This window comes from Janthinobacterium sp. SUN137, from assembly GCF_030587265.1.
Classification (GTDB): Bacteria; Pseudomonadota; Gammaproteobacteria; order Burkholderiales; family Burkholderiaceae_D; genus Janthinobacterium; species Janthinobacterium kumbetense.
Genome location: NZ_JAPWHZ010000002.1, coordinates 254,811 through 280,885, shown reverse-complemented (window position 1 = coordinate 280,885; position 26,075 = coordinate 254,811). Strand labels below are relative to the sequence as shown.

General features: G+C 63.8%; 14 protein-coding genes. 9 read left to right on the top strand and 5 right to left on the bottom strand.

Features of this window, described 5'->3' with window-relative positions; all coding sequences use genetic code 11:
* The first annotated feature begins 18 nt into the window (after positions 1-18).
* The 6 genes from O3298_RS09275 (at position 19) to glpK (ending at position 8,903) form a co-directional block, all read left to right on the top strand.
* Positions 19-1,473, top strand: a complete 1,455-nt coding sequence (locus O3298_RS09275; protein WP_289910515.1) for an NAD-dependent succinate-semialdehyde dehydrogenase — start codon at positions 19-21, stop codon at positions 1,471-1,473.
* A gap of 65 nt (positions 1,474-1,538) precedes the next feature.
* Complete coding sequence (locus tag O3298_RS09270) at positions 1,539-2,936, top strand: porin (RefSeq protein ID WP_305059094.1); 1,398 nt, start codon at positions 1,539-1,541, stop codon at positions 2,934-2,936.
* A gap of 82 nt (positions 2,937-3,018) precedes the next feature.
* A complete protein-coding gene (locus tag O3298_RS09265) occupies positions 3,019-5,040 on the top strand; it encodes an alpha-glucosidase (RefSeq protein WP_305059093.1) in 2,022 nt (673 codons plus the stop codon).
* Between the two features lie 7 nt (positions 5,041-5,047).
* Positions 5,048-5,809: a TSUP family transporter gene (locus O3298_RS09260; protein WP_305059092.1), complete on the top strand. Its 762-nt coding sequence runs from the start codon at positions 5,048-5,050 to the stop codon at positions 5,807-5,809.
* Between the two features lie 47 nt (positions 5,810-5,856).
* A complete protein-coding gene (gene glpD, locus O3298_RS09255) occupies positions 5,857-7,416 on the top strand; it encodes a glycerol-3-phosphate dehydrogenase (protein ID WP_305059091.1) in 1,560 nt (519 codons plus the stop codon).
* Positions 7,413-8,903 (top strand): glycerol kinase GlpK, encoded by a 1,491-nt coding sequence (glpK, locus tag O3298_RS09250; RefSeq protein ID WP_305059090.1) that lies wholly within the window; start codon positions 7,413-7,415, stop codon positions 8,901-8,903. The genes glpD and glpK overlap by 4 nt, the downstream gene beginning before the upstream one ends.
* A gap of 184 nt (positions 8,904-9,087) precedes the next feature.
* Here the strand turns inward: glpK and alaC are convergent, their stop codons facing one another.
* Entirely contained in the window at positions 9,088-10,305 is a 1,218-nt protein-coding gene (gene alaC / locus O3298_RS09245; protein ID WP_305059089.1) for an alanine transaminase, read from the bottom strand.
* Positions 10,306-10,613: 308 nt separating this feature from the next.
* On the opposite strand from alaC, the gene O3298_RS09240 reads away from it, so the two are divergent.
* Both O3298_RS09240 and O3298_RS09235 read left to right on the top strand, forming a co-directional pair.
* Positions 10,614-11,297, top strand: coding sequence for a pentapeptide repeat-containing protein (locus tag O3298_RS09240; RefSeq protein WP_289910522.1), 684 nt, complete (start codon positions 10,614-10,616; stop codon positions 11,295-11,297).
* A 328-nt stretch (positions 11,298-11,625) separates the two neighbouring features.
* Positions 11,626-12,669, top strand: coding sequence for a hypothetical protein (locus O3298_RS09235; protein ID WP_305059088.1), 1,044 nt, complete (start codon positions 11,626-11,628; stop codon positions 12,667-12,669).
* A gap of 159 nt (positions 12,670-12,828) precedes the next feature.
* Here the strand turns inward: O3298_RS09235 and O3298_RS09230 are convergent, their stop codons facing one another.
* Positions 12,829-14,043 (bottom strand): MFS transporter, encoded by a 1,215-nt coding sequence (locus O3298_RS09230; RefSeq protein WP_305059087.1) that lies wholly within the window; start codon positions 14,041-14,043, stop codon positions 12,829-12,831.
* Between the two features lie 120 nt (positions 14,044-14,163).
* Here O3298_RS09230 and O3298_RS09225 point away from each other — a divergent pair, with 120 nt between their 5' ends.
* A complete protein-coding gene (locus O3298_RS09225; RefSeq protein WP_305059085.1) occupies positions 14,164-15,105 on the top strand; it encodes a LysR family transcriptional regulator in 942 nt (313 codons plus the stop codon).
* A gap of 24 nt (positions 15,106-15,129) precedes the next feature.
* Here O3298_RS09225 and O3298_RS09220 read toward each other — a convergent pair whose 3' ends face one another.
* The 3 genes from O3298_RS09220 to O3298_RS09210 form a co-directional block, all read right to left on the bottom strand.
* Positions 15,130-21,216 (bottom strand): YDG domain-containing protein, encoded by a 6,087-nt coding sequence (locus O3298_RS09220; RefSeq protein WP_305059084.1) that lies wholly within the window; start codon positions 21,214-21,216, stop codon positions 15,130-15,132.
* A gap of 34 nt (positions 21,217-21,250) precedes the next feature.
* Positions 21,251-22,918, bottom strand: a complete 1,668-nt coding sequence (locus O3298_RS09215) for a ShlB/FhaC/HecB family hemolysin secretion/activation protein (RefSeq protein ID WP_305059083.1) — start codon at positions 22,916-22,918, stop codon at positions 21,251-21,253.
* A 523-nt stretch (positions 22,919-23,441) separates the two neighbouring features.
* Positions 23,442-25,709 (bottom strand): carboxy terminal-processing peptidase, encoded by a 2,268-nt coding sequence (locus O3298_RS09210; RefSeq protein ID WP_099667474.1) that lies wholly within the window; start codon positions 25,707-25,709, stop codon positions 23,442-23,444.
* Between the last annotated feature and the right edge of the window lie 366 nt (positions 25,710-26,075).

Below are 26,075 nucleotides of genomic sequence, written 5' to 3'. Positions count from 1 at the left end.
CATTCAAGGAGAATCCTCATGTTGAACCTGCAAGACGCAAGCCTGTTGAAACAGCAATGTCTGATCGACGGCGCCTGGTGCGACGCCGATGACGGCGCCACCATCGCCGTCACCAATCCCGCCACCGGCGAAGTGATCGCCACCGTGCCGCGCATGGGCGCGGCCGAGACGCGGCGCGCCATCGCCGCCTCGCATGCGGCCTTCCGGCTGTGGCGCAAGCAGACCGTCAAGGCGCGCGCCACGGTACTGCGCGCCTGGCATGCCTTGATTTTGCAGCACGCGGACGACCTGGCGCTGATACTCACCACGGAACAGGGCAAGTCGCTGGCCGAAGCCAAGGGCGAGATCGTTTCGAACGCGGCCTACCTGGAATGGTTCGCCGAGGAAGGCAAGCGCGCGTATGGCGACGTCATCGCGCCGCCGTCGAACGACAAGCGCATCGTCGTCATCAAGCAGCCGATTGGCGTGTGCGCGGCCATCACGCCGTGGAATTTCCCGAACGGCATGATCACGCGCAAGGCCGGCCCGGCCCTAGCGGCCGGCTGCAGCATGGTCTTGAAGCCGGCGTCGCAAACGCCGCTGTCGGCCCTGGCCCTGGGCGAACTGGCGCTGCGGGCCGGCGTGCCGCCTGGCGTCTTCAATGTGGTGACGGGCGCGGCGCAGGCCATCGGCACGGAACTGTGCCACAACGACCTGGTGCGCAAGATCACGTTTACGGGGTCGACCGAAGTGGGCGCCTGGCTGTCGCGCGAGGCGGCCGGCACGATCAAGAAGCTGTCGCTGGAATTGGGCGGCAACGCGCCCTTCATCGTCTTCGAGGATGCCGACATCGACGCGGCCGTCGAAGGCGTGCTGATGTCGAAATACCGCAACAGCGGCCAGACCTGCGTCTGCGCCAACCGCATCTACGTGCAGGACAGCATCTACGACGACTTCGCCGCCCGCCTGGTGGCCAAGGTGGCCGAGCTGAAACTGGGCAATGGCCTGGACGCGGGCGTCACGCAAGGCCCGCTGATCGATGAAAACGCCGTGCGCAAGATCGAGCAGCACATCGCCGACGCGCTGGCCAAGGGCGGCAAGCTGGCCATCGGCGGCAAGCGCCACGCGCTGGGCGGCAGCTTTTTCGAGCCCAGCGTGGTGCTGGAAGCGAACAGCGACATGCTGGTGGCCACCGAGGAAACCTTCGCCCCGCTGGCGCCGCTGTTCCGCTTCGGCAGCGAAGAGGAAGTCGTCGCCATGGCCAACGCCACGCAGTTCGGCCTGGCCGGCTATTTCTACAGCCGCGACCTGGGCCGTGTCTGGCGCGTGGCGGAAGAACTGGAAGTGGGCATGGTCGGCATCAACACGGGCATGATCGCCAATGAAATGGCGCCGTTCGGCGGCGTCAAGCATTCGGGCATGGGCCGCGAAGGCTCGCACTACGGCATGGACGACTTCCTCGATATCAAATACTTGTGCATGGGAGGAATTTGATTATTTCAATGTAAGCAAGGCAGGGATCAGCAACCATACTCATAAAAAACACAGGAGACAAGATCATGCAAACGACATTCCGCAAGACCACCCTGGCCGCGGCCATCACCGGCGTGCTTCTCGCGGCGCCATTTGTTAGCGCTAACGCACGCGCTGATGAACTCAGCGACATGAAGGCCATGCTGGCACAGTTGCAGGACAGGGTGGCGCAGATGGAAGCGAAAGCGGCCCAGCCCGCACCAGCGACGATGGCGGCCGCACCGGCAACGTCGGCGGCGGCCCCCATGCAGCCCGCCACCGGCTTCAACTGGAAACTGTACGGCCGTGGCGACATCGGCTATACGGTGTCGCGCGGCAAGGATGCCAGCGGGCGCCAGCTGACCAACCACCGCCTGAACCAGGGCGAGATGGCCAGCCGCCTGGGCCTCACGGGCGCCTGGGTCTTCAGCGACGAGTACAAGGCCATCTTCGGCGTCGAGACGGGCTTGAACTTGTTCAACGGCAATGCTGGCGGCGGCACGCAAAACAACACCACCTCATCCGTGCTGTTCAACCGGGGCTCCACCGTCGGCTTTGCCTCGACCACCTGGGGCTCGATCGAAGGCGGCACCATGTACATGGCGCCGTTCTGGGTCTCGCTGGGCGCCGACCTGGCCTCGGCGCACAATTACGGCGCCAACGACTTCAGCGCCCTGTTCTCGCTCACGCGCCCCGAATCCCTGGGCCGCTACCTGAAGGACCCCGTGACAAACAACGCCAGCAAGACGACGAGTTTGGCCGGCAACAACTCGGGCACGGCCTTGTTCTACGGCAATGCGCTGCGCTACCGCAGCCCCACCTGGAACAACATTTCTGCGGAAGTGTCGTATTCGGCCGGCCAGCAAGCGTCTTCCGCCACCGACCTGGAAAACGATGGCCGCAGCTGGGCCGCCAACGTGCTGTACAAGAAGGGCGACCTGTTCCTCGGCTACGCGCACATGGATTACCAGCAGAGCAACGACATCAGCACGGGCGGCACGCCGAACTTCCTCAAGCGCAACCAGGTCACGGACATCGTCGGCGCGCGCTACAAGTGGAACGATTTCACCTTGGGCGGCTCCTACACCTCCTACCGCGTGTCGAACGCGGGCGGCTATGCGGCCGACGCCTTTGGCGTCTCGGGCGCCTACGACCTCGGCAAACACCGCATCGAGGGCAGCCTGGCGCACATCAGCTATGACGGCGCCAACGCCAAAGGCGCTTTCGGCACCAACACGGGCGATGGCGTGGGCAAACCCACGTCGACGGCCTACTCGCTGGGCTACCTGTACAACTTCCAGCCGACCCTGTCGTTCTACGCGTACGCCACGCGCATCGCCAACAACAGCCATGCCAAGCTGGGCGTATTGCAGTTCCGGGGGGACAATAACTACTTCGGCTACAGCCCCGTCGAGCTGACCGCCGGCATGTTCCTCGTCTTTTAATTCAGTGCTTATTTGTTGATGCACCGCCGGCCCGCCCCACGCCCACCATGCGGGCGGCCGGTTTTCACAGGAGTTGATCGTCATGCAGTACACACTACACCAGGAAAATGACAACGTCGCCCTGCGCTGCGCCGGCCGCTTGCTGCTGCGCCACGGCGCCGATGCGCCATGCGTGTTCGTCGGCCAGGGCCGCGAAAGCATGGAAATGTACCGTGGTAACTTCGAAATCGAGGATTACGTCGAGGAGCGCAGCGCCCTGCGCGCGCTGGCCGTCACGCAGGACGGCGACGGCGCCACCCTGAGCTTCGCGCGCCATGCGGGCGACACGCCGCAGTTGGTGCTGGCCGTGCAAGCGGCGCCGCATGGCGTGCACCTGGTGGTGCGCTACGCGGCGCCGGGCTGGAACCGGCTGTGGCTGCGCCTGCCCGCGGAACAGGACGAGCATGTGTGGGGCTGCGGCGAGCAGATGTCGTACTTCAACCTGCGCGGCCGCCACTTCCCCCTGTGGACGTCCGAGCCGGGCGTGGGCCGCGACAAGTCGACCCATTTGACGTGGCAGGCGGACGTGACGTCGAAGTCGGGCGGCGACTATTACCACACGAATTATCCGCAACCGAGCTTCATCTCGTCGCAGCGCTACTGCCTGCATGCCGAGACGACGGCGTATGCGGACTTCGATTTCCGCCAGCCCGACTTCCACGAGCTGCAATTCTGGGCCATGCCCGAGCGCCTGGAATTCATGCTGGCCGACTCCTTCGTCGACCTGGTCGGCGTCGTCTCGCAACGCTTCGGCCGCCAGCCGCAATTGCCTGCCTGGCTGCAAAATGGCGCCATGCTGGGCCTGAAAGGCGGCGAAGAGCATGCGCGCACCATCCTCGCGCAGGCGCAGGAACGCGGCTTGCCCGTCAGCGCCCTGTGGTGCGAAGACTGGGTGGGCTTGCGCCAGACGTCGTTCGGCAAGCGCCTGTTCTGGGACTGGCGCTGGCAGCCGCAGCGCTATCCGGACCTGAAAAACTGGATCGCGGACCTGGCCAGGCAGGACATCCGCTTCCTCGGCTACGTCAATCCGTATTTATGCAACGACGGCACCCTGTACCAGGAAGCGCTGCAGCAGGGCTTTTTGGCCACGGCCACCGATGGCGGCGCCTACCTGGTGGACTTCGGCGAATTCGATTGCGGCGTCGTCGACTTCACCAACCCGGCCGCCGCGCTGTGGTTCGAGGAACGCATCCTGCGCCAGGAAATGCTCGACTTCGGCCTGTCCGGCTGGATGGCCGATTTCGGCGAATACCTGCCGATCGACCTGCGCCTGCACAATGGCGTCGATGCGCGCCTGATGCACAACGCCTGGCCGACCCTGTGGGCCGAAGTCAATGCGCGCGCGATTGAGGCAGCCGGCAAGACGGGCGAGGCCACCTTCTTCATGCGCGCCGGCTACACGGGCGTGCAGGCGTACTGCCCGCTGCTGTGGGCCGGCGACCAGTCGGTCGACTTCAGCCGCCACGACGGCTTGCAGACGGTGATCTGCGGCGCCCTGTCGTCCGGCCTTCTGGGCAACGCCTACCACCACAGCGACATCGGCGGCTATACCAGCCTGTTCGGCAACCTGCGCACGGCGGAACTGTTCCAGCGCTGGACGGAGATGGCTGTTTTCACGTCGATGATGCGCACGCACGAAGGCAACCGCCCGGACGAAAACTTCCAGTTTTACCAGGATGAACAGGTGTTCCAGCACTTCGCCCGCATGACGCGGCTGCACGTGGCGCTGGCGCCCACCATCCGCGCGCTGGCCGAAGATGCCGTGGCGCGCGGCCTGCCGCTGCAGCGCCCCCTGTTCCTGCACTATGAACACGACCGCGCCACCTACGCCATCCAGGATCAATACCTGTTCGGCCCCGACCTGCTGGTGGCGCCTGTGCATGCGGCGGGCGCTGCGCGCTGGAGCGCCTACCTGCCGCAGGGCGACGCCTGGATCCACCTGTGGAGCGGCGCCGTCTTCGAAGGCGGCCAGCGCGTGGAAGTCGACGCCCCCCTGGGCCAGCCGCCCGTCTTCGTGCGGCGCGGTTGCGCACAGCAGGATTTCTTCCTGTCGCTGGCGAAATGAGCCTGGCATGAGCGTGGCGTCGCATCTGCTGTTCCTGGCCTGCGTGGCGCTGGCCAGCGTCGCGCAGAACCTGACGGGCTTTGCTTTCGGCCTGATCCTGCTGGGCCTGACGGCCGTGCTGCACCTGGCCAGCCTGGGCGACGTGGCCAACGTGGTCAGCGTGCTGGTGCTGGTGAATGCGGCCATCACCTTTGGCCGCACGCGCCCGCAGCTGGCCTGGCCCGTGTTCGGCCCTTCGCTGGCCGTCAGCCTGCTGGGCGTGGGCGCGGGCGTGGCCCTGTTGGGCTGGTTCAGCGCGCAACAGGTGACCCTGCTGCGCTTCCTGCTCGGCTGCGCCATCGTCGTCTGCGCATGCATGCTGGTGCTGCGCGCCAGCGCGCGCCGGCGGCAATCCGGCCTGCCCGCCTTCCTGTTCTTCAGCGGCGTGTCCGGCGTGATGGGCGGCCTGTTCGCCAGCGCCGGTCCGCCCATGGTGTACCACCTGTACCGCCAGCCATGGCCGGCCGACATGATCCGCCATTCGCTGATCGTGCTGTTTGCCGCGAATGCCGTGCTGCGCCTGGCCCTCGTGCTGGCGCACGGCCAGTTCAGCCTGACGGCCCTGTGGCTGACCCTGGAAGCCTTGCCGCTGGTGACGGGGCTGACGTGGCTGGCCCGCCGCCACCCTTCCCGCCTGCCCATCGAGCACGTGCGCCGCGCCGTCTTCGTGCTGCTGCTGATCGCCGGCCTGGCCCTGGTGCTGCCGCCCGTGCTGGCCCTGGCCGCCTGAGGCGGCGCCTTTTCACTGTTTACCCTTTTTTACGAGACGAACCTTCCATGTCCGCTTCCCGCTTTTCCTCCCTGCCCGCCGACTGCGACCTGCTGGTCGTCGGCGGCGGCATCAATGGCGCCGGCATCGCGCGCGACGCGGCCGGCCGCGGCTTGCGCGTGGTGCTGTGCGAACAGCACGACCTGGCGCAGCACACCTCGTCCGCTTCCACCAAGCTGATACACGGCGGCCTGCGCTACCTCGAATACTATGAATTCAAGCTGGTGCGCAAGGCGCTGCAGGAACGCGAAGTGCTGCTGCGCGCCGCGCCGCACATCATGTGGCCGATGCGCTTCGTCATGCCGCACGACGCCGCCCAGCGCCCCGCCTGGATGATACGCGCGGGCCTGTTCCTGTACGATCACCTGGCCAAACGGGCCTTCCTGCCCGCCTCGCAAGGCATTGCGCTGGACCGCCATGCGGCGGGCGCGCCGCTGAAGGCCGGTTACCGCAGGGGCTTCGTGTATTCCGACGGCTGGGTCGACGATGCGCGCCTGGTGGTGCTCAACGCGCTCGACGCGCAGGAACACGGCGCGCATATCCTCACGCGCACGGCCTGCGTCGACGCGCGCCGCGACGGCGACGCCTGGCACGCCACCCTGCAAGCCGAGGGGGGCCAGCGCAAGACCTTGCGCGCGCGCGCCATCGTCAACGCGGCGGGACCGTGGACGGCGCAATTTGCAGGCGCGGCCGGCGGCGGCAAGACGCAGGGGTTGCGCCTGATCAAGGGCAGCCACATCATCGTGCCGCGCCTGTTCGACCATCCGAACGCCTACATCTTCCAGAACCCGGACCAGCGCATCATCTTCGCCATCCCCTACCAGGATGACTTTACCCTGATCGGCACCACCGACGAGGAATACAAGGGGGACGTGAGCCAGGTGAAGATCAGCCAGGCGGAGATCGATTACCTGTGCCAGGCGGCGAACCGCTATTTCAAGCGCGAAATCGGCCCCGCCGACGTCGTGTGGACGTACTCCGGCGTGCGCCCCCTGCTCGACGACAGCGCGCAAAACGCGTCGGCCGTCACGCGCGACTACCTGCTGGAAGTGGCGCGCGGCGCAGCGGCGACGGGCGCGCCCCTGCTCAATATCTGGGGCGGCAAGATCACCACCTACCGCAAGCTGGCCGAAGAGGCGCTGGGCCTGCTGGCGCCCCTGCTGGACAATGCTTCCCCGGCCTGGACGGCCCATGCGCCCCTGCCCGGCGGCGACCTGCAGCAGATGAATCAACTCGTGGACAGCCATGATTTCGACGGTTTCCTCGCGCGCTTCCAGCGCGACCACGCCTGGCTGCCGCCCGCGCTGGCGCGCCGCTACGCGCGCGCCTATGGCAGCCGCGCCGCGCGCCTGCTGACGGGCGCCACGTCGATGGCCGACCTGGGCGCGCAACTGGCGCCCGGCCTGTACGAGGCCGAAGCGTGCTATCTGGTCGAAGTGGAATGGGCCAGGAGCAGCGACGACATCCTGTGGCGCCGCAGCAAACTGGGTTTGCGCTGCGCGCCGGCCGACGTGGCGCGCCTGCAGCAGTGGCTGGCCGCCCATCCTGCGCAAGAGGTGGCGGCATGACGTATTTGCTGGCCCTCGACCAGGGCACCTCCAGCTCTCGCAGCATGGTCTTCGATGAAACGGGCGCCATCGTCGCCGTGGCGCAGCGCGAATTTCGCCAGATCTTCCCGCAGCCGGGCTGGATCGAGCACGACCCGATGGAAATCTGGCACAGCCAGCTGGCTACCTGCCGCGAAGTGCTGGCCAAGACGGGCTTGCAGGCCGATGCCCTCGGTGCGCTGGGCATCACCAACCAGCGCGAAACGACGGTGGTATGGGACCGCGCCACGGGCGAGCCTGTCTACAACGCCATCGTCTGGCAAGACCGCCGCACGGAAGCGCTGTGCGAGGACTTGCGCGCGCGGGGTCTGGCCGGCGCCATCCATGCGAAGACGGGCCTGGTGCTCGACCCGTATTTTTCCGGCACCAAGCTGCGCTGGATACTCGACGCCGTGCCCGGCGTCCGCGCGCGGGCCATGCGCGGCGAACTGGCCTTCGGCACCATCGATACCTGGCTCGCATGGCAGATGACGGGCGGCCGGCTGCACGTGAGCGACGTCACCAACGCTTCGCGCACCATGCTATGGAACCTGCACGAAGGCTGCTGGGATGCCCAGCTGCTCGACTGGCTGGGCATTCCCGCCAGCCTGCTGCCGACCGTCCACCCTTCGAGCCACGTGTATGGCGAAACGGATGCGGCGGTGCTGGGCAGCCCCGTCATCATCGGCGGCATCGCCGGCGACCAGCAGGCGGCGCTGTTCGGCCAGACCTGTTTCACGCCGGGCATGGCCAAGAATACCTATGGCACGGGCTGCTTCTTGCTGCTCAACACGGGCGAGCAGTGCGCGCAATCGCAGCATGGCTTGATCAGCACGGCCGCCTGCCAGGTGGGCGCGCAGCCCGCGTATGCCCTCGAAGGCAGCGTCTTCATCGGCGGCGCCGTGGTGCAGTGGCTGCGCGACGGCCTGGGCGCCATCGGCCACGCGGGCGAAGCGGAAGGCCTGGCCGCCTCCGTGCCCGATTCCGGCGGCGTGGTCTTCGTGCCCTCGTTTACAGGCCTGGGCGCACCGTACTGGGTGCCCTCGGCGAAAGGCGCCATCCTGGGCTTGAGCCGGGGCAGCACGGTGGGCCACATCGCCCGCGCCGCGCTCGAAGCGATCGCCTTCCAGAGCGCCGCCCTGCTGGGCGCGATGACGCGCGACGCGCAAGCGCCCATCACCGAGCTACGCGTGGACGGCGGCGCCTGCGCCAACAACCTGCTGCTGCAATTCCAGGCCGACTTGCTGGGCATCCCCGTCGTGCGCCCGCAAGTGATCGAAACGACGGCCCTGGGCGCGGCCTACCTGGCGGGCCTGGCCATCGGCCAGTACCGTGGCGTCGACGAGCTGGCAACGCACTGGCGCGCCGACAGGACGTTTCTGCCCGCCATCGGCCGCGACCAGGCGGCCAGCCTGATGCAGCAGTGGGAGGTGGCGGTACGGCGGTTTACAGGTGCCGGCGACGCATAGCCGCGCGGAACGACAGGCAAAAAAAAGCCCGCTGCGGGAGCGGGCTGAATCTATTTCCTTGGAGGAGATAGAGGAGACAAATGAATGATGCCGCGTTGCAGCATATAAAACCACTTTATATTCGTGATGTCAGAAATACGCGGCAGTGATATTAGGGGCAACAGACAATTCCATACGGCAACTTTTACGTTGCCGTTTCCGTTTTTGCGTCGCCGGAACGCAACATATTCTTGATGCCGCGCAAAGCTTGCCGGACGCGCGCCTCGTTTTCGATCAGGGCAAAGCGCACGTATTCATCGCCGTATTCGCCGAAACCGATGCCGGGCGACACGCTCACCTTGGCTTTTTGCAGCAGCAGCTTGGCAAATTCCAGCGAACCCAGGTGGCGATACGCTTGCGGGATATGCGCCCAGATATACATCGAAGCCTTCGGTTTTTCCACCATCCAGCCTGCCTCATGCAAGCCTTTCACCAGCACGTCGCGGCGGCGCTGGTACTGGGCGCAGATGTCCGTCACGCAACTTTGGTCGCCTTCCAGCGCGGCGATGGCCGCCACTTGCACCGGCGTAAAACTGCCGTAGTCGTGGTAGCTCTTGATGCGCGCCAAGGCCGCCACCAGTTCCGCATTGCCCACCATGAAGCCGATGCGCCAGCCCGCCATGTTGTAGCTTTTCGACATGGTAAAGAATTCCACGGCCACGTCGCGCGCGCCCGGCACCTGCATGATGGACGGCGCCTTCCAGCCGTCGAAGGTGATGTCGGCATACGCCAGGTCATGCACCACCAGGATATTGTGCTGTTTCGCCAGCGCCACGACCCGTTCGAAGAATTCCAGCTCCACGCACTGCGCCGTGGGGTTGGACGGGAAGCCCAGCACCATCATCTTCGGTTTCGGGTAGCTTTCGCGGATGGCCCGTTCCAGTTCGGCAAAGAAATCCACGCCCGGCCCCATGCGCACGGAGCGGATATCGGCGCCCGCGATGACGGCGCCCCAAATGTGGATCGGGTAGCTGGGATTGGGCACCAGCACCGTGTCGCCACGGTCCAGCGTCGCCAGCATCAGGTGCGCCAGGCCCTCTTTCGAGCCGATGGTGACGATGGCTTCGCTGTCCGGGTCGATGTCGACCTCGTAGCGCTTCTTGTACCAGTGGGCAATCGCGCGGCGCAGCCGCGGAATGCCTTTGGAGGCGGAATAGCCGTGCGTATCGGGGCGTTTCACCGTCTCGACCAGCTTGTCCACGATGTGGGCCGGCGTGGCGCCATCGGGATTGCCCATCGACATGTCGATGATGTCCTCGCCACGGCGGCGCGCGGCCATCTTGAGTTCGGCGGTGATATTGAAAACGTAGGGGGGAAGGCGATTGATGCGCGAAAAGCTGCGCGGAGCTTGGCTGTCGGTCATGGTTATCTCTGTACGTAAGCGCCCGGATCCGTCCGAGCGACGTTGGCGCAGTGGCTGCGCCTGCAACGATACTAACCCGGCTTCGCAAGAACTGGCAAGGCCGATTCGGACAAGCTACAATACGCGCTGATCGAAAATGAGCGCACCGGTTGGTAACCCGGTAAGTGCCCGGCACCGTCCGGCATGCTCCCGCCCACGCGGACCCACGGCGCTGACCCTTGGCTGTTACACCAGCCGGGGAGGTGTTCTGGTTCGTGCATTTTCCCGCCGCGCCATCCCTCCCCTGCTTTGATTAGGAATAAAAACAGATGGCAACACACGACACCGCAGTAAGCAACATGACCCTGGACCGCGCCGGCATCGAGCAGCAGCTGGCCCTGCCCGTGCGCCACTTCATCGATTGTGCATTCGACGGCGAAGACTTGTCGCGCCTCGATTTGCAGGGCTGTACCTTCGAGCGCTGCACCTTTGCCGAAACCAATTTGTTCGCCAGCAAACTGGCGCGCAGCACCTGGCGCCGCTGCCGCGCGGGCAGCGCCGATTTCGAATCCGTCGATGCCGTCGACGCCACGTTTGAAGGCTGCGACCTGAACAACACAAAATGGCGGCGCGCCAAGCTGGCCTCGGCCACCTACCGCGGCTGCAAGCTGACGGGCGCCTCGTTCGAGGAAGTGGCCCACCTGGGCCTCACCTTCGAAGACAGCCTGCTGGTGGGCGCCGACCTGCGCGGCTTCTCGTTCCGCAAGGCAATATTAAAGCAGCTGGACTTTTCCGACGCCTACCTGGCCGGCTGCGACTTCCGCGACGCCGTCTTCGAAGGGGGCAGCCTGCGCAACGCCACCATCAAACTGGCGAAGTTCCAGGGCGCGGACTTGCGCGGCGCCGATATCGACGGGTTCAAATTGAGCGAAGCGTCCTTGCTGAAAGGCGCCGTCATCACGCATGCGCAGGCGGCGAACTTCATGCGTGCGCTCGATCTGGTGGTCATTTAAGCCTTGCCGCGCAGCTGCCATAGACAGCTGGCCTGCGACGAAAAGAGGCCAAATCCCGTATGCCGCCAAAGCGGCCCAAGATAGGCGATGAGTGGAATTGTGATAGCCAGAATAGTCATCCCCCATCGCTCGCCCATTCTCCGCCACATACACAGCGAACCGTTGATCGCCCAGGTTCCGCCGTCTCCGGAGAATGTGCGGTCAATATAGTTCCCCACTCAGACACCACGCTGGCCAAGCCATGAGAAATACTGCGTGCTATATTTCCTTGGAAAATCCCCATTCAACATCCAACAATGGTTCAGCTGAAATGCAAGAAATCACAATAATGAAGGCAGTCAAAATAATATCATTTTTATTTCTGCTCCTGATGACGCTATTTTGCACTCCGCCACTGGGCATCATTTTTATCTACATGGCATTGCATGAAAATAAGGACGGCATAAAAAGCATCATAGAAGAAGTACATCCTGGCATAGAAAAAATTGGCAAAAATATTTCAAAAAGATATGCCAAGCCAAGAACCATGATCCTGCTGTCCATTTTTTTCATTGCAACATTGATAAGTTTTTCCTTTTTGGCCTCACATCTGAACACTCCGGAAACGGATGACTATGTCAATTACATCTTCGTCCAGATGGCGCTGACAGGTATTTTTGCGAGCGGCATCGTCGCTATCGCGTGGGTATTGCTATCGCTGAAAAGTATTTTTAAAAGCCTGCTGGCAAAAGTACTGCTTTCCCTGGTCGTTTCAGCCTGTATTATTTTTTCGCGCCTGGGAGCAGTTGAATTCTTTTCTGCCAACTTCCCATTCCCACCGTCCTACATGCCCTTTTCTTTCGGCCTCGCCACCCTGATATCGGCCTTCTCGTTGAGCGCCTTTGCCTTTGCCGCACTGGCGATCATATTTGAATTTATTTTTCTTTCCCTCTTGTTTATTTACAATTTCAAAAAAGAAGCCATGCGAACACTGTTCTTTTTTGCAATTTCTCTTGCCGGCTTTATTGGAAGTTTTTCGGCAGCGCTGGCCATAATCCAGGGAACGTCAAACAAAGGGCAACTTTTCATGATCAAGGCTGCTGAAAGATATGACTTCACGCAAAATCACATGTGCCAAGCCCGGGAGGGAGAAACTGTGCTCTTCATTGATAACGTAGCGGACCGCGCCATTGCGGCCACTTTCCCACCGCCGCCAAAGAAGAACAAATTTCCCACTCGGAAGATTTCGGATGACATATTAAAATCATATCTTCCCACAGATTTTCGCACCATCCATTGCAACCCGCTGGCCGAGCCAAGGAAGGAAGCCGGCTGGTGCGAAAATCCACGGCGCTATGGTTTTTGCGATGCCCATGGCCAGGCATCCAGATAAACAGGCCAAAAAAAAGCCCGCTACGGAAGCGGGCTGAATCTATTTCCTTGGAGGAGATAGAGGAGACAAGTGCATCTTGCGGCATCGCGGCATATCACGCCACTTTATCTTCATGATGATAGAAATAGCCACCAGTGATAACGAGCCGCCATCAGGGTTTCAAGCCGTGCGGCGCGCGGCCAGCGGCAGAAATTCTCCCAGCCATACCAGCAGGGCCAGGCCCGGAAACGCCATGCCGGTCAGCAAGGTCGCTTGCCAGCCATAGCTGGCATACACCCAGGCGCCGATGGCCGAGCCGGCTGCACCGCCGGCGAAGAACAGGGCGAAATACAGGCCGTTCAGGCGGCCCCGCACTTCCGCGCCCAGGCTGAAGATGGCGCGCTGGCCCAGCACCAGATTCGCCGCCACGCCCATGTCGAGCACGATGGAAGCGACCACCAGCAAGCCCAGCGCCACGTGGCTCGACTCCGGCGCCAGCATCGGCAAGGCAAACGCGACGACGCCCAGCGCCAGCGCGGCGGCCGTGGCGGGCAAGGTGTGGCCCGCATCGGCCAGGCGGCCGGCGATGGGTGAAGCGACGGCGCCCGCCATGCCCACCAGGGCGAAGATGGCGATGCCCGTTTGCGACAGGCCGAACGCGGGGCTGGACAGCACCAGCGGCGTGACGGTCCAGAACAGGCTGAAGGCGCCGAACAGGCCAGCATGATAGGCGGCGCGGCGGCGCAGCACGGGCGTGCCCAGCAGCAAATGCCACAGCGAGGCCATCAAAGCCGGATAGCGCATGCTCGACACGGGCTGACGCACGGGCAAGGCGCGGCGCAGCACCAGCGCCAGCAAGACCATCAGCACGGCGGCGCCGCCAAACACCACGTGCCAGCTCGCATGGGCCGCCACCAGCGAGGCCACGGGACGGGCCAGCATGATGCCCAGCAACAGGCCGCTGACCACCTTGCCCACCGTCTGCCCCCGCGTCGCTTCCTGCGACAGGTGGGCGGCAAACGGCACGATCACTTGCGCCGCCACGGACCCGAGGCCGATGGCCAGCGCGGCTGCCAGGAACACGATGGCACCCGTGGAAAGGGCCGCCGCCACCAGGGCCGTGGCCGTCACCAGCAAGGCAGTGACGATCAGGCGGCGGTTTTCCAGCAAGTCGCCCAGGGGCACGACAAACAGCAGGCCCAGGGTATAGCCGACTTGCGTCAGGGTAACGATCAGCCCGGCCGCCTTGGCCGACAGGCCCGTGGAGGCGCTGATGGGCCCGACGAGGGTTTGCGCGTAATACAGATTGGCGACGATCAGGCCGGAAGCGACGGCCAGCAGCAGCACCATGGCGGGCGCAATGTCGTGGGGAGCAGAAGGTGAGGCCTTGTTCATGTTGTTTCCTCGGTTCGGTAGGGATGTGGCCATTCTAGGCAAAACCGGGGCAAAGATAATTAGGGCATAATCGGCCTACACTTTTCACATAAGATGAACAATACAAGGACAGGCTATCCCATGGACAAGATCAAGGCCATGCAGACCTTCGTGCGCATCGTCGAGGCCAACAGTTTTTCCAAGGCGGCCGAAACCTTGAATTTGCCGCGCGCCGCGCTGACGGCCACCCTGCAAAAGCTGGAAGCCTACCTGGGCACGCAACTGCTGCAGCGCACCACGCGCCGTTTGTCCCTGACGCCGGAAGGGGCCGAGTATTTCCGCCATTGCCTCGAAATTTTGAAAGCCGTCGACACGGCGGAACTGGCGTTCCGCGGTCCGGACGCGAAAAAACCCCGTGGCTTGCTGCGCATCAACCTGCCCAACACGGTGGGCAGGCGCCTCGTCATGCCCCATATCGCGCAATTCCACGCCGCCTGGCCGGACGTGCAACTGCAGCTGAGCCTGACTGACCGCCTGGTCGACCTGACGCAGGAAGGCATCGATTGCGCCTTGCGCGTGGGCACCTTGCAGGATTCCGCCTTCATCGGCAAACAGATCGGCCTGATGCGCTTCGTCACGTGCGCCTCGCCCGCCTACCTAGCGCGGCACGGCACGCCGCAGACCCTGGCGGACCTGGCCGCGCACCAGGGCATCATGCATTACTCGGGCCGCACGGGACGCGCCTTCGACTGGGATTTCCTGCAAGGCAAGGAGGTCGTGCGTGTACAGATGGCCGGCCCCATCGCCGTCAACGATGCCGACGCCAGCGTCGCTTGCGCGCTGCAGGGACTGGGACTGGCGCAGGCGGCCGTGTACCAGGTGCGCGCGCACCTCGACAGCGGCGCCCTGGTGGCCGTGCTGGCGGATCACCCGCCGACGCCGATGCCCATGTCGCTGCTGACGCCGCAAGGCCGGCTGGCCACGCCCAAGCTGCAGGCGTTTGCGGGCTGGATCACGGCCCTGTTCGAAGCCAATACGGATCTGCAGCCGCCTGCCAGGGAGGCTGCCGCACGGGCCGGCTAGCCGGGGCAAGCACGGCCCTGGCTGTTACGGCATGGCCGGGCCGCTGGCAATGCCGGCCGGCAACAGGATGCCGCCGTCGAGCACGCTCAATTGCAAGCCCGGCAGCACCTGGCGGGATGCCTGGCCGGCCACGCTGGCCACGACAGGCGCGTCAGGGCCGGCCGCCGCTTTGCCGCCATGGGCATGCTCCGCAACCACCATATTGCCCGCCAACGGCACGGCGGCGACGGAAGCGGCCGCTGCCGTCACCGCATTGCGCAAGGCTTCGGCCGGCTTCACCTTCAAGCTGCCGGCCACATAGCCGATCACATAGTTGTTCGACGTCTGCCCTGCGGCGGCAACCTTGTAGTTGCCGGCCGGCGAACCCGCACCAGCCTCCGTACTGAACAGCAGTTCGCCGCGCAGTTCCGATGCCACGCTATCGCCTGCCAGCAAGCCCGCATAGCCGACGTCAAAGACAGGATTAGGGCGCCCCTGGTCTTTCTCGGCATTGTTCACCGTCACGGTCAATTTCGCCTGCGTAATATCGGCCCGCGCCGACGCCGCCGTGTTGACCACATAATTGCCGGCGTCCAGCCCGCTCAAGCGTATGCCATCCACGCGCACCGTCTTGCCCTGTCCCGCATTCTTGTCGGCAAACTGGGCAGCATTGCTGCTGATGCTCAGTTGGTCGCCGGCAAGACGGTCGTCGCGCCAGTTCACGCTGGCAGCGACGCTCGCATCGTAAACCTTGTTGACACCCGTGATACCCACCGTCAGCGCCGCCGGCGTGATGCTGGCCGTCAAGCCGTTCGGGTCGGCCACCGTGTAATTGCCGGCCAAGCCGCTGGCCGTGTCGGCCAGGGCCGTGCCCGTCACCGTCACCGCCTTGGCCTTGCCCGCGTTCTTGTCGCCGAAGCTGGCCGTCATCCCGGTCACGCCCAGGCGTTCGCCTTCGACCAGGCCGGACAGCACGCCGCCGCTGACGCTGGCCTGGCGCGTGCCGTCGTAGACCTTGTCGAGCGCCGCCGCCCCCGTCACCGTCAAGGCTTTGGGCGTGATGCTGGCCGTCAGGCCGTTCGGATCGGTCACCGTGTAATTGCCGGCCAAGCCGCTGGCCGTGTCGACCAGGGCCGTGCCCGTCACCGTCACCGCCTTGGCCTTGCCCGCGTTCTTGTCGCCGAAGCTGGCCGTCATCCCGGCGATGTCCAGGCGCTCGCCTTCAACCAGGCCGGACAGTACGCCGCCGCTGATGCTGGCCAGGCGCGTGCCATCGTAGACCTTGTCGAGCGCCACCGCGCCCGTCACCGTCAGGGCCTTGGGCGTGATGCTGGCCGTCAATCCGCTCGGGTCGGCTACCGTGTAATTGCTGGCCAAGCCGCTGGCCGTGTCGGCCAGGGTCGTGCCCGTCACCGTCACCGCCTTGGCCTTGCCCGCGTTCTGGTCGCCGAAGCTGGCCGCCATCCCGGCGATGCCCAGGCGTTCGCCTTCGACCAGGCCGGACAGAACCCCGCCGCTGACGCTGGCCAGGCGCGTGCCGTCATAGACCTTGTCGCCCGCCACCGCGCCCGTCACCGTCAGGGCCTTGGGCGTGATGCTGGCCGTCAAGCCGTCCGGGTTGGCCACCGTGTAGTTGCTGGCCAGCCCCGTATCGCTGGCCAGCACGGCGCCCACCGTCACGGCCTTGCCGTTGCCGGCGTTCTTGTCCGAAAAATAGCCGCTCAGGCCAGACAAGATCACGTTTTCCGAGCCGACGAAACCGCTCAATGTGCCGCCCGTCACGCGCGCGTCGGCATTGCCATCGTAGACTTTATCTTGCGCGGCGACGCCGCCGAGCGTCAGCGCCTTGGGCCGGATGGTGCCCGTGATGACGGCGTCCGTGGCGGCCAGGATATAGTTGCCGCTGTCGGCGCCAGCCAGCACGATATCGCTGACATACACCGTTTTGCCGCTGCCCGCATTCTTGTCCGCGAAATTGCCTCTGGCAGTGACCACGGCAAGACTGTCGCCGCTCACCATGCCGTGCAAGACCGCGGAAGCGCCGCTCAGGCTGGCCCCCAGGCCGCCGTCATACACCTTGTCATCGGCCTTGATGCCCGTCACGCTGCTGATGGTGGCTTTGGTGATCGCGCCGCTGAAGTCGCCGATTGGCGCCAGCGTGTAGTTGCCGGCCGCACTGCCGCCCAGCGTGGCGCTGGCCGTAATGGCGAGATTGTTGCCGACATTCTTGCTGGCATACGAGCCGGACAGCAAAAAGCTCAGCTTGGCCACGTCATCGCCCAGCACGCCACTGAGGCTACCGCCAGCCAATACGGCAGAGGTGTTGCCGTCATATACCTTGTTGCCCGCCGAAACGCCATTCAGGCTGATCTGGCGCGGCGTAATGGTCACGCCGCCATCGACATAGCTAATCAGGTAGCCATTCTGGGCCGTGGAATACACGCCGCTGGCCCGCACCACATAGTTGCCGGCATTGACCGGGCTACCGGACGCATTATCATATGTCAACGAGCCTTGCAGCAGGGAAGGATCGACCACCCTGGAATAGCTTACGGTGACCGGATCGCTGGCGAGGCCATCATAGACCTTGCTGCTATGCGACACCGTCACCACCAGAGGCGTCAGGAAGGAACGCAGCAATGGCGTGCTCTGTCCTTCGTAAATCACCCAGGTATTGTTCAAGTCCCACGCCGGGCTGCCCGCGCCGTTGCTGCCGTTATAGTTGGCCAGTTTTTTCAAATCGGCCGAACTCAAGCCCGTGCCGCCCTGGCTGCCCGCCTGCCCGCTGATCTGCGTATCCCAGTAACTGCCCGTGGCATCGGCGGCGGAGGCGCCGCCTGCCAGCCCGCCCAGCCCCGCTGCGCCGCTGACGGCAACGGCCGCATAGCTGTTACGGATGCTGCCGCCGCGGCTGTCGCCAGCCAGGCCGCCCACATTCACGCCGCCCGTCGCGCTGCCCAACGCGTAACTGTCGACAATTTCACCCGTATTGCTGCCCACGAGGGCGCCGACCTGCGCATCGCCCGTGACATTGCCGGTAACGAAACTGCCGCTGATTTTGCCCGCATTCGCGCCGGCGAGCGCGCCCACATCGCTGCCGCCGGTGATCCGGGCGTCGCTCAAGCCCAGATCCGAGATACTGCCATTTTTGCCGAGACTGCCGATCAGGCCGATTGCAGCGCTCCCCTGCCGGAAGATGCGCAAGTCGGAAATGATGTGGCCGGCGCCATTGAGGCTCCCCGTGAACGGCGACGCGGCGTCACCGACAGGCACGAAGCCTTTGCCGCCCCAGATATCGCCGCCGGCCGTCGCCCCCGCGCTGAAGCTGCTGCCCAGGGTATAGGCAGCCGCCTTGTCCATCGCCATCAGCTGCAGCTGGTGCGCGGAATTGATGGTGGTCGAGTACTCGCCGCTGAACATCGGCAAGGTGCCGCCCTTGCCGTTCATGCCGCCGTTCGATCCCACCGTCACCCAATTGTTGCCCGTGGCGCCAGCCGTCGTCGTGAAATTGAATGTTGGATAACTTGCAGGATCACCCATCGCAAGGTCCGTCAAGCCGACGATATTGCTCGTTCTGCCATTGCCTTGGCCCAGGCCCGTCAGGCCGTGGTTGGCGCTGCTGTTGTAATAGGCATTGCTCACGTTGCCGCTGGAATCATTGTAGCCAACGATGCCGCCCCGGTTGTCGTGCTGCGCATTGACCGCGCCGACGGAATAGACATTGTCCACAATCCCCTGGTTCCGGCCGACGATGCCGCCCGCATAGTTGCCCGCATTGACGCTGCCGGTGGCATAGCTGTTGCTGATCCTGCCCGCATAAACGTCACCGACGAGGCCCCCAAAGCCTTGCTCGGACTGCGCATCGCCGGAAGAATAGACATTGCCTGTCGCATAGCTGTTGCTGATCGTCCCGCTCATGCGGCCAGCCAATCCCCCGGCGATGGAATTGCTGGTCACGCTGCCCGTCGCATAGCTGTCGCTGATATTGCCGGACGTGAATGCCGCCAGGCCGCCCGTAAAGGTATCGCCCGCGACGTCGCCCGTGGCAAAGCTCTTCGCGATGGCGCCAGCGTTTTCAAGCACCAGCCCGCCGGCCCTGCCCTTGACAACGGTCACTTTCATGCTGCTGCTACTGTTGCTGACGCTGCCGCCACGTTCATTTTGGGCAACCAGCCCGGCAGCTCCGCCACCGTAATTGGGAGTGTGTTCGATACTGCCGCTGCTGCGGCTATTGTTGACCACGCCGCTATTCACGCCCACCAGGCCCCCTGCATAAATCGACCCTGTCAGCTTCAGCTCGCCGTACGCACTGACGTTATCGATCAAGCCCGCGTTTCTTGCCGCCAGCATGCCCATCCGGATCTGCCCGTACTTGCCTTCCGGCGCCTGTATCCGGGTATTGACCAGATTGAGGTTGCGCACCACCCCCGACGCGCCGATGGCGCCGAACATGCCGACATCGGCATAGTCCGTCAGCCGGGTGAGGGACAATCCCGTGACGTCATGGCCAAGGCCGTCAAGCCTGCCCGTGAATGGCGTGCCTGCGCCACCGATAGGCACGAAGCCCGTGCCACCGCCCCAGTTGAGCGTGGCACTGGCGTCGATATGGCGGCCCAGCGCATAGTTGCCTCCCAGGTTGGCATTCATGCCCTGCAAATCGGCTGCGCTCAGGCTGCCAGCCGCACCTGCGCTGTTGATCACCGTATAGCTGATCACTGCGCCATCCGTGCCCTGCCTGGTGCTGAAGTTATTACCCGATGGCAAGTCCACTTCCGCCTTCACGTTGTAGGTGGACAGGTTGCCGGCGGCCACACCGCGCTGGCCATACTCGAGCGCGAGGCTGGCCGTGCCGGCACCGCGCAGCGGCGCATTGATATTGATATTATTGTGCGCCGTCAAGGTCAGCTTGTTGGCCGACCAGCTGATCGTGTCGTTGACATGGATATCGCCTGCCGCGCCGCCGCTGGCGACCGTTGCAATGGTGACATTGCTGGACTTGAGCGCATTGCTGTAAAACGCACCGGTCTGGTTGCCGCCCGATGCCGCGATTGTGAAATCGGTCGGATCGATCAGCCACATGCCCGTCGCGCCCTTCGTCGCGGCCGTGCTCACCTTCAGACCATCGTCGATCTTCACGTGCGCGGCCGAGGTGTCGATGAAGCCGCCATTGCCGCCCGCAGGCGCGCTGGCGTCCAGGGTGCCGGCCGCGTTCACCGTGCCGCTTTGCATGTCGCCCAGCAACTTGATCTTGCCGCCGCGCGTGTCGATGCTGTGCGCCTCGATCACGCCCGTGTTGTTGACGACGGTTTTCAGCAAGTCGCCCGCCGCCTGCGCCGTCAGGACGACGCTGCCGCCATCGGCCTGGATCAAGCCGCCGTTGTTCACGAGCGCGCCCACGGCGCCCCGGTCCACCGCCACGTTCAGCAAGCCATCGCCCGCCACGTCCAGCGTGATGGCCCTGCCCGCCGCCAGGGCCACCGAGCCCAGGCGTGCCTGGATCGTGCCTTCGTTCGATACGTTCGCGCCCAGCAAGGCCACATAGCCGCCCGGTGCGCTGATGTTGCCCTGGTTCAAGACTTTACCGCTGCCATTGCCGGAAAACTGGTACTTGCCCGCCATGAAGTCGGCATTGCTGATATCCAGCGTGGAAGCCACCAGGCCGGCCGTGTTCACGGACGCGCCGTGGCCGAACAGCACGCCGTTCGGGTTGACGATGAACACCTTGCCATTGGCCGACAGCTTGCCCAGGATGGTCGTGCCGTCGCTGCCCAGCACGCGGTTCAGGGCCACCGCATTGCTGTTGGGCTGCTGGAACTGCACCGATTCGCCCTTGCCGATATTGAAACTGGCCCAGTTGATGACGGCATGCTGGCTGCCCTGCTGGATCACGGTATTGCCCGGCGTACCATTGATGGAAGCCTGGCCCGCCACCACCGTGCCGCCCGCCGGCCCCGCCAGGGCCAGGGAGCCATAACCGAGCATCAGCGCCGCCGCCATGCCGGTCAGGGCGAAATGCGCGCCGCCCCCGCTGCTGCCCGGCATCGAGCGCTTGCCGGCGGATTTGACGTTTTCGGAAACGGCGGCGTAGGCGCCGGTGGCCTGGTTCCAGATGGAGCGGTAGATGCGGTTCATGGCAGTGTCCTGATGTTTTTATTGATGTAGTAATTTAGAAATACTTGACGGCTTGCAGCCAGAAGCGTCCTGCCGCATCCGGTGCCGAGGTCGCCTTGGCATTGCCCAGCTTGTGCGCGTAATACGCCTTCAGCACGAGCGCGTTGGCGCCCGTCCACGTCACGCCCACGCCCGCGCCGCTCAGGGTGCGGCGGTTGTCGCCGGCGCTCCAGGCATCGCGGTTCAGCTTGACGGTGCCCGTGTCGGCAAACGCCAGCACTTGCAGCTGGCCGGGAAAGGCCGTGAACGCCGTCACGTTCTGGCGCAGCTCCACATTCAGCACATAGCCCTGGTCGCCATACGCTTCGCCGCCCGGATAGGCGCGCACGCCGCCCACGCCGCCGATGCCCATCTTTTCGGACACATCGAGGTTTTTCGACGCCGCCTGGCCGCTGACGGTGCCGAACAAGCTCGTCTCGCCGCCCAGGCTTTGCACGCGCGCCGCGTTGAAGGCCAGCTTGTTGAAGTGGCCATTGCTGTTCACCGTCGCGCGGTCGAGCGCCAGGGTTGCCGGCGTCTCGATATCGATCTTGCCCGTGGTGAAGGTCAGCGAATACGTGCTGGCGCCGCCACCGCCCCAGCCATCCTTGCTGTCGCCATTCAGATTCAGCATCCACACCTTGGCCTTCTTGTCGTTGACGCTGCCCGTCGACTCCGTGCGGTCCTGGAAAGTCTTGTCGTCATAGCTGACCTGTGCATACAGATTGTTGCTGCGCGAGCGGATCAGCGGATAACTGCCGTAGGCGCTGGCGATCTTCGCCGTGCCCTTGGCGTCGAGCACGGCAAATTCCTTGCCCAGCTTGTAGTCCATATAGGTGTAGGCGCCGCCCAGGCGCAGCAAGCCCGCCTGCCCCTGGTAGGCGAGGCGGCCATAGTTCAGGCCGTCGGCCGAGGTGAACGCGCGCACGGTGGCCACGTCGCCGATGCCGGCCAGTTCATTGATGTTCAGGGTGGCGCCGATGCGGTTGCGGCCCGTGTAACGGTTGCCCTGGTTGTCCAGGTCGATGCTGCCGTTGAAGCGCGAGCCCGGCTGCACGTCGACGATCAGGTCGGACGCCCCCAGCGAGGCGCCCGGCGCCAAGGTCGAGCTGACCTGCACGCCCGGCAAATCCGACAGCAGCAGCAAGCGGCGTTCCAGCGGCGCCGTGGCGATCACCTGCCCGTCCAGGCCCGCCAGCACGGTGCCGGCCAGGCCGTCGGACAGATTGCTCTGGTTGCGCAGTTGCACCTGGCCATACTGGCCTGGCAACACGCTGATCGTGACGACGCCATCCTGGATATCTTGCGCGGGCAAATAGGCTTGCGCGAGGAAATAGCCGCGGTTCTGGTAATAGCTGGCGATGTTGGACGCCATGGCGCGCAACTCGCCCAGGGTCAGCTCGCTGCCCGGAGTAAATCCCGAGGCGGCCACCAGTTCACTCTCGGTGAAGACTGGCGGCGCCGCGACCTGCAGGCGCTGCACGGCGATGCGCGTCGTGTCGCCCACCGTGGTGGCGGGCACATTGCCCTGCTGCACGCGGATGGCCGGCGGCGCTTTCGGCAGCGAGGGCGCCACGGGAATCTGCTGCAGCTGGCTGCCGGCACCGGGAGGATCGACGGCCCAGGCGGTCTGTATCAGCGCCAGCAAGGGCAGCAGGGTCAGGGGAAGAAGTTTACAACGCAAGATAAGCCTCTCGGTCGCCGCTGGCGGCATGACGGAATGAATAAAGGAAAAAGCATGCGGTGCCGGCGTCGGGCGCTATGCATCAGGCGCAGGCAGCCATGGGACGGCGCACTGCGTGGCGGATAACGCGCTTTGTTGCCGCGCTAGACCGCGCTGCCATTACAGAAAGCCAAAGAAAATTTCTTTGTGGGAATATAACAAGAATGGAAAATGTATAACGGAGCAAATCTGAGCGATTCCCGACAATTTCAGTCGGGATTGAACGCTTGCAGCGGCATGCGGAGGGCAGACTTGAGGAAACGCGGCGGGCGCCACGCAAAAAGCAAGGCAAAAAAAAGCCCGCTGCGGGAGCGGGCTGAATCTATTTTCTTGGAGGAGAATAGAGGAGACAGGTGCATTATGCTGCGTCGCGGCATATCAATCCAATTGATTGTTGGAATGATAGAAATACACCAGGCAGATAACTGATGGCACAAAAAAAGCCGGCTCCGCAAGGAACCGGCTTCTTACGCGACCACAAGCCTTATTTCGCTGCCGTCACCGGCGTCGCCTTGCTGTCCGCGCCATATGGCAAGACCTTCGACGCCATGCGGCTATCGGCCTTGATCAGCGCCACTTCGTCGGCCAGGATGCGCGCTGCTTCGTTCAGCAGCACGTCCTTGGCGCTCTTCGCGGCCGTTTCAGCGTCCAGTTCGGCACTCAGCGCCCGTTCGTCACCCTGCAAGCCGTCGTCCGTGCGCAAGGCGCCCTTCACGGCGGCGATCTGCTTGGCCGTCTTGTTGGCCGCTTTCGCGCCCTTCAGCACGTCCTTCGGATCCGGAATCACCACCAGGTCGTCGGCAGGGTTCGAAATCTGCGCGATCAGGCGTTTTTCACGGGCCTTGGCGCGCGCTTCCTGGGCATCGCGCTCCTTGCGGCGCACGGTTTCATTGAGCGAAATCTGGTTTTCCTTGCGCTGCTTGACGACGAGAGCTATGTCATCGAGCAAGTACTGGAAATCCTTGTCCTTGGCCACGCGCGCATCATGTTTCTTGTCCAGCAGCGGCACGATCTCCTTCAGGTCGCCCGTCGGTATGTAAGGCGCCGGCTTGATCGCGACCCATGGCAGGGCATTGTCATAGCTCGACTCGCCGAAGTTTTCCGCGTCCGACATGGCTGGCAGCTTGATGTCTGGCGTGACGCCGCGCAACTGCGTGGTGCCGCCATTGATGCGGAAGAACTGGGCGATGGTCATTTTCAGCTCGCCGAAACGGGCTTTCTCGCTGCCGCCGAAACGGTCAAGGTTGAACAAGGTCTGCACCGTGCCCTTGCCGAAGCTGCCTTCGCCGATGATGACGCCACGGCCGTAGTCCTGCACGGCGGCGGCGAAAATCTCGGAAGCGGAAGCCGAACCGCGGTTGATCAGCACGCCCATCGGGCCATCCCAGGCCAGGCCGGCATTCGTATCGCTTTCCACTTCGACCTTGCCTTCGGCATTGCGCTGCATCACGACAGGGCCCTTGTCGATGAACAGGCCCGTCAGTTCGACGGCTTCGTTCAGCGAACCGCCGCCGTTGTTGCGCAAGTCGATCAGGACGTTGTCGACCTTGTCTTTCTTCAACTCGGCCAGCAAGCGGCTGACGTCGCGCGTGGCGCTCTTGAAGTCCTTGTCGCCGCGGCGGCGCGCTTCGAAGTCCTGGTAGAACGTCGGCAGGGAAATGACGCCGATGCGGCGCTTGACGCCATTGTCGCGCACTTCGATGATCGATTTCTTCGCCGCCTGCTCTTCCATGCTGATTTTCTTGCGCACCAGAGGCAAGACCACGTGCTTGGCGTCCGGGCCGGCGTCGGCCGGCAGGATGTCGAGGCGCACCACGGAATCCTTGGCGCCGCGGATCAGCTGCACCACGTCGTCGATGCGCATGCCCAGCACTTCGGTGATGGGGCCGCTTTCGCCCTGCCCCACGCCGACGATGCGGTCGCCCACTTTCAGCTTGCCCGACAGGCCGGCCGGGCTGCCCGGCACGACTTCGCGCACCACCGTGTATTCGTCGCGCGTCTGCAGCACGGCGCCGATGCCTTCGAGCGACAGCCGCATGGCGATGTCAAAGTTGTCCGACGCGCGCGGGCCCAGGTAATTGGTATGCGGCTCGATCGACATGGCATACGAATTCATGAAAATCTGGAACACGTCTTCGCTGTTGAGCTTGCGCGAACGGGTCGTGTAGCTTTCATAGCGCTTGTCCAGGGTCTCGCGGATGGCCTTGTCTTCCTTGCCCGCCAGTTTCAGGCGCAGCCAGTCGTTCTTGACGCGCTTGCGCCACAGGTCGCGCACTTCCTCGTCGTTCTTCGGCCAGGCAGCCTTTTCGCGGTCGAGCTGGTAGCTCTCGTCGGCCGTGAAGTCGAACTTGGTTTTCAGCAATTCACGCGCATACGCCATGCGCTCGTCGAAACGCTGCTGGTACAGGTTGTAGATGGCAAACGGCGCCGTCAAGTCTTCATTGATGATGGCGTCATCGAGCTTGGTGCGCAGCGGCGCGAAACGGTCGACGTCGGCTTGCACGAAAAACAGTTTTTCCGCGTCCAGGGACTTGAAGTAGCGATCGAAGATTTTCTCCGACATGGCGTCGTCGAGCGGCATGGCCTTGTAATGGACGCGTGTCAATACGCGCGATGCCCACAAGGCGGCCTGCGTTTGCTGGGCCAGCGGCTTCATGGGTAGCGGAGGAGCGGCGCTCTTGTCCGTCTGGGCTGCGCCAGCGTGGGCTGACAGGGCAAGCACCAGGGTGACCAGCATCATTTGCTTCTTCATCGGCTTCTCCGAAAATTAGTTGAATCAATTCCAGGCGGCGCAGATAGGCATGCGCCAGCCAGCAAGACAGTAAGGGGAATACACGACTGGTCTGCATATTATTCTACAGGATACGGCCTGGCAGGCTCCCATGGAATATCAGTTTCTTCCTGGAAGCTTAAACGCGGATTAAAGGCAGCGTGTCATTCATTACAAAGTGAAACATTCGTGACAAAAATCGCATCATCCGCCAGTGACGAACAGAAACATTCATTATTGAAATCAAAAAAGTCAATAGTCAGTCTTTGCAATCCTTGATGCAGATGATGTTTTTACGCAAAAGAAATGATTCCTGCGGGAAACACTTAGTAACAAAAGACAAGCAAC

Bases quoted from the DNA above. Each gene is read 5' to 3' on its own strand.
- alaC (WP_305059089.1), bottom strand. From the start codon at position 10,305: ATGACCGACAGCCAAGCTCCGCGCAGCTTTTCGCGCATCAATCGCCTT.
- O3298_RS09225 (WP_305059085.1), top strand. From the start codon at position 14,164: ATGGACAAGATCAAGGCCATGCAGACCTTCGTGCGCATCGTCGAGGCC.
- O3298_RS09270 (WP_305059094.1), top strand. From the start codon at position 1,539: ATGCAAACGACATTCCGCAAGACCACCCTGGCCGCGGCCATCACCGGC.
- O3298_RS09240 (WP_289910522.1), top strand. From the start codon at position 10,614: ATGGCAACACACGACACCGCAGTAAGCAACATGACCCTGGACCGCGCC.
- O3298_RS09275 (WP_289910515.1), top strand. From the start codon at position 19: ATGTTGAACCTGCAAGACGCAAGCCTGTTGAAACAGCAATGTCTGATC.
- O3298_RS09210 (WP_099667474.1), bottom strand. From the start codon at position 25,709: ATGAAGAAGCAAATGATGCTGGTCACCCTGGTGCTTGCCCTGTCAGCC.
- O3298_RS09260 (WP_305059092.1), top strand. From the start codon at position 5,048: ATGAGCGTGGCGTCGCATCTGCTGTTCCTGGCCTGCGTGGCGCTGGCC.
- O3298_RS09230 (WP_305059087.1), bottom strand. From the start codon at position 14,043: ATGAACAAGGCCTCACCTTCTGCTCCCCACGACATTGCGCCCGCCATG.
- glpD (WP_305059091.1), top strand. From the start codon at position 5,857: ATGTCCGCTTCCCGCTTTTCCTCCCTGCCCGCCGACTGCGACCTGCTG.
- glpK (WP_305059090.1), top strand. From the start codon at position 7,413: ATGACGTATTTGCTGGCCCTCGACCAGGGCACCTCCAGCTCTCGCAGC.
- O3298_RS09235 (WP_305059088.1), top strand. From the start codon at position 11,626: ATGAAGGCAGTCAAAATAATATCATTTTTATTTCTGCTCCTGATGACG.
- O3298_RS09265 (WP_305059093.1), top strand. From the start codon at position 3,019: ATGCAGTACACACTACACCAGGAAAATGACAACGTCGCCCTGCGCTGC.
- O3298_RS09220 (WP_305059084.1), bottom strand. From the start codon at position 21,216: ATGAACCGCATCTACCGCTCCATCTGGAACCAGGCCACCGGCGCCTAC.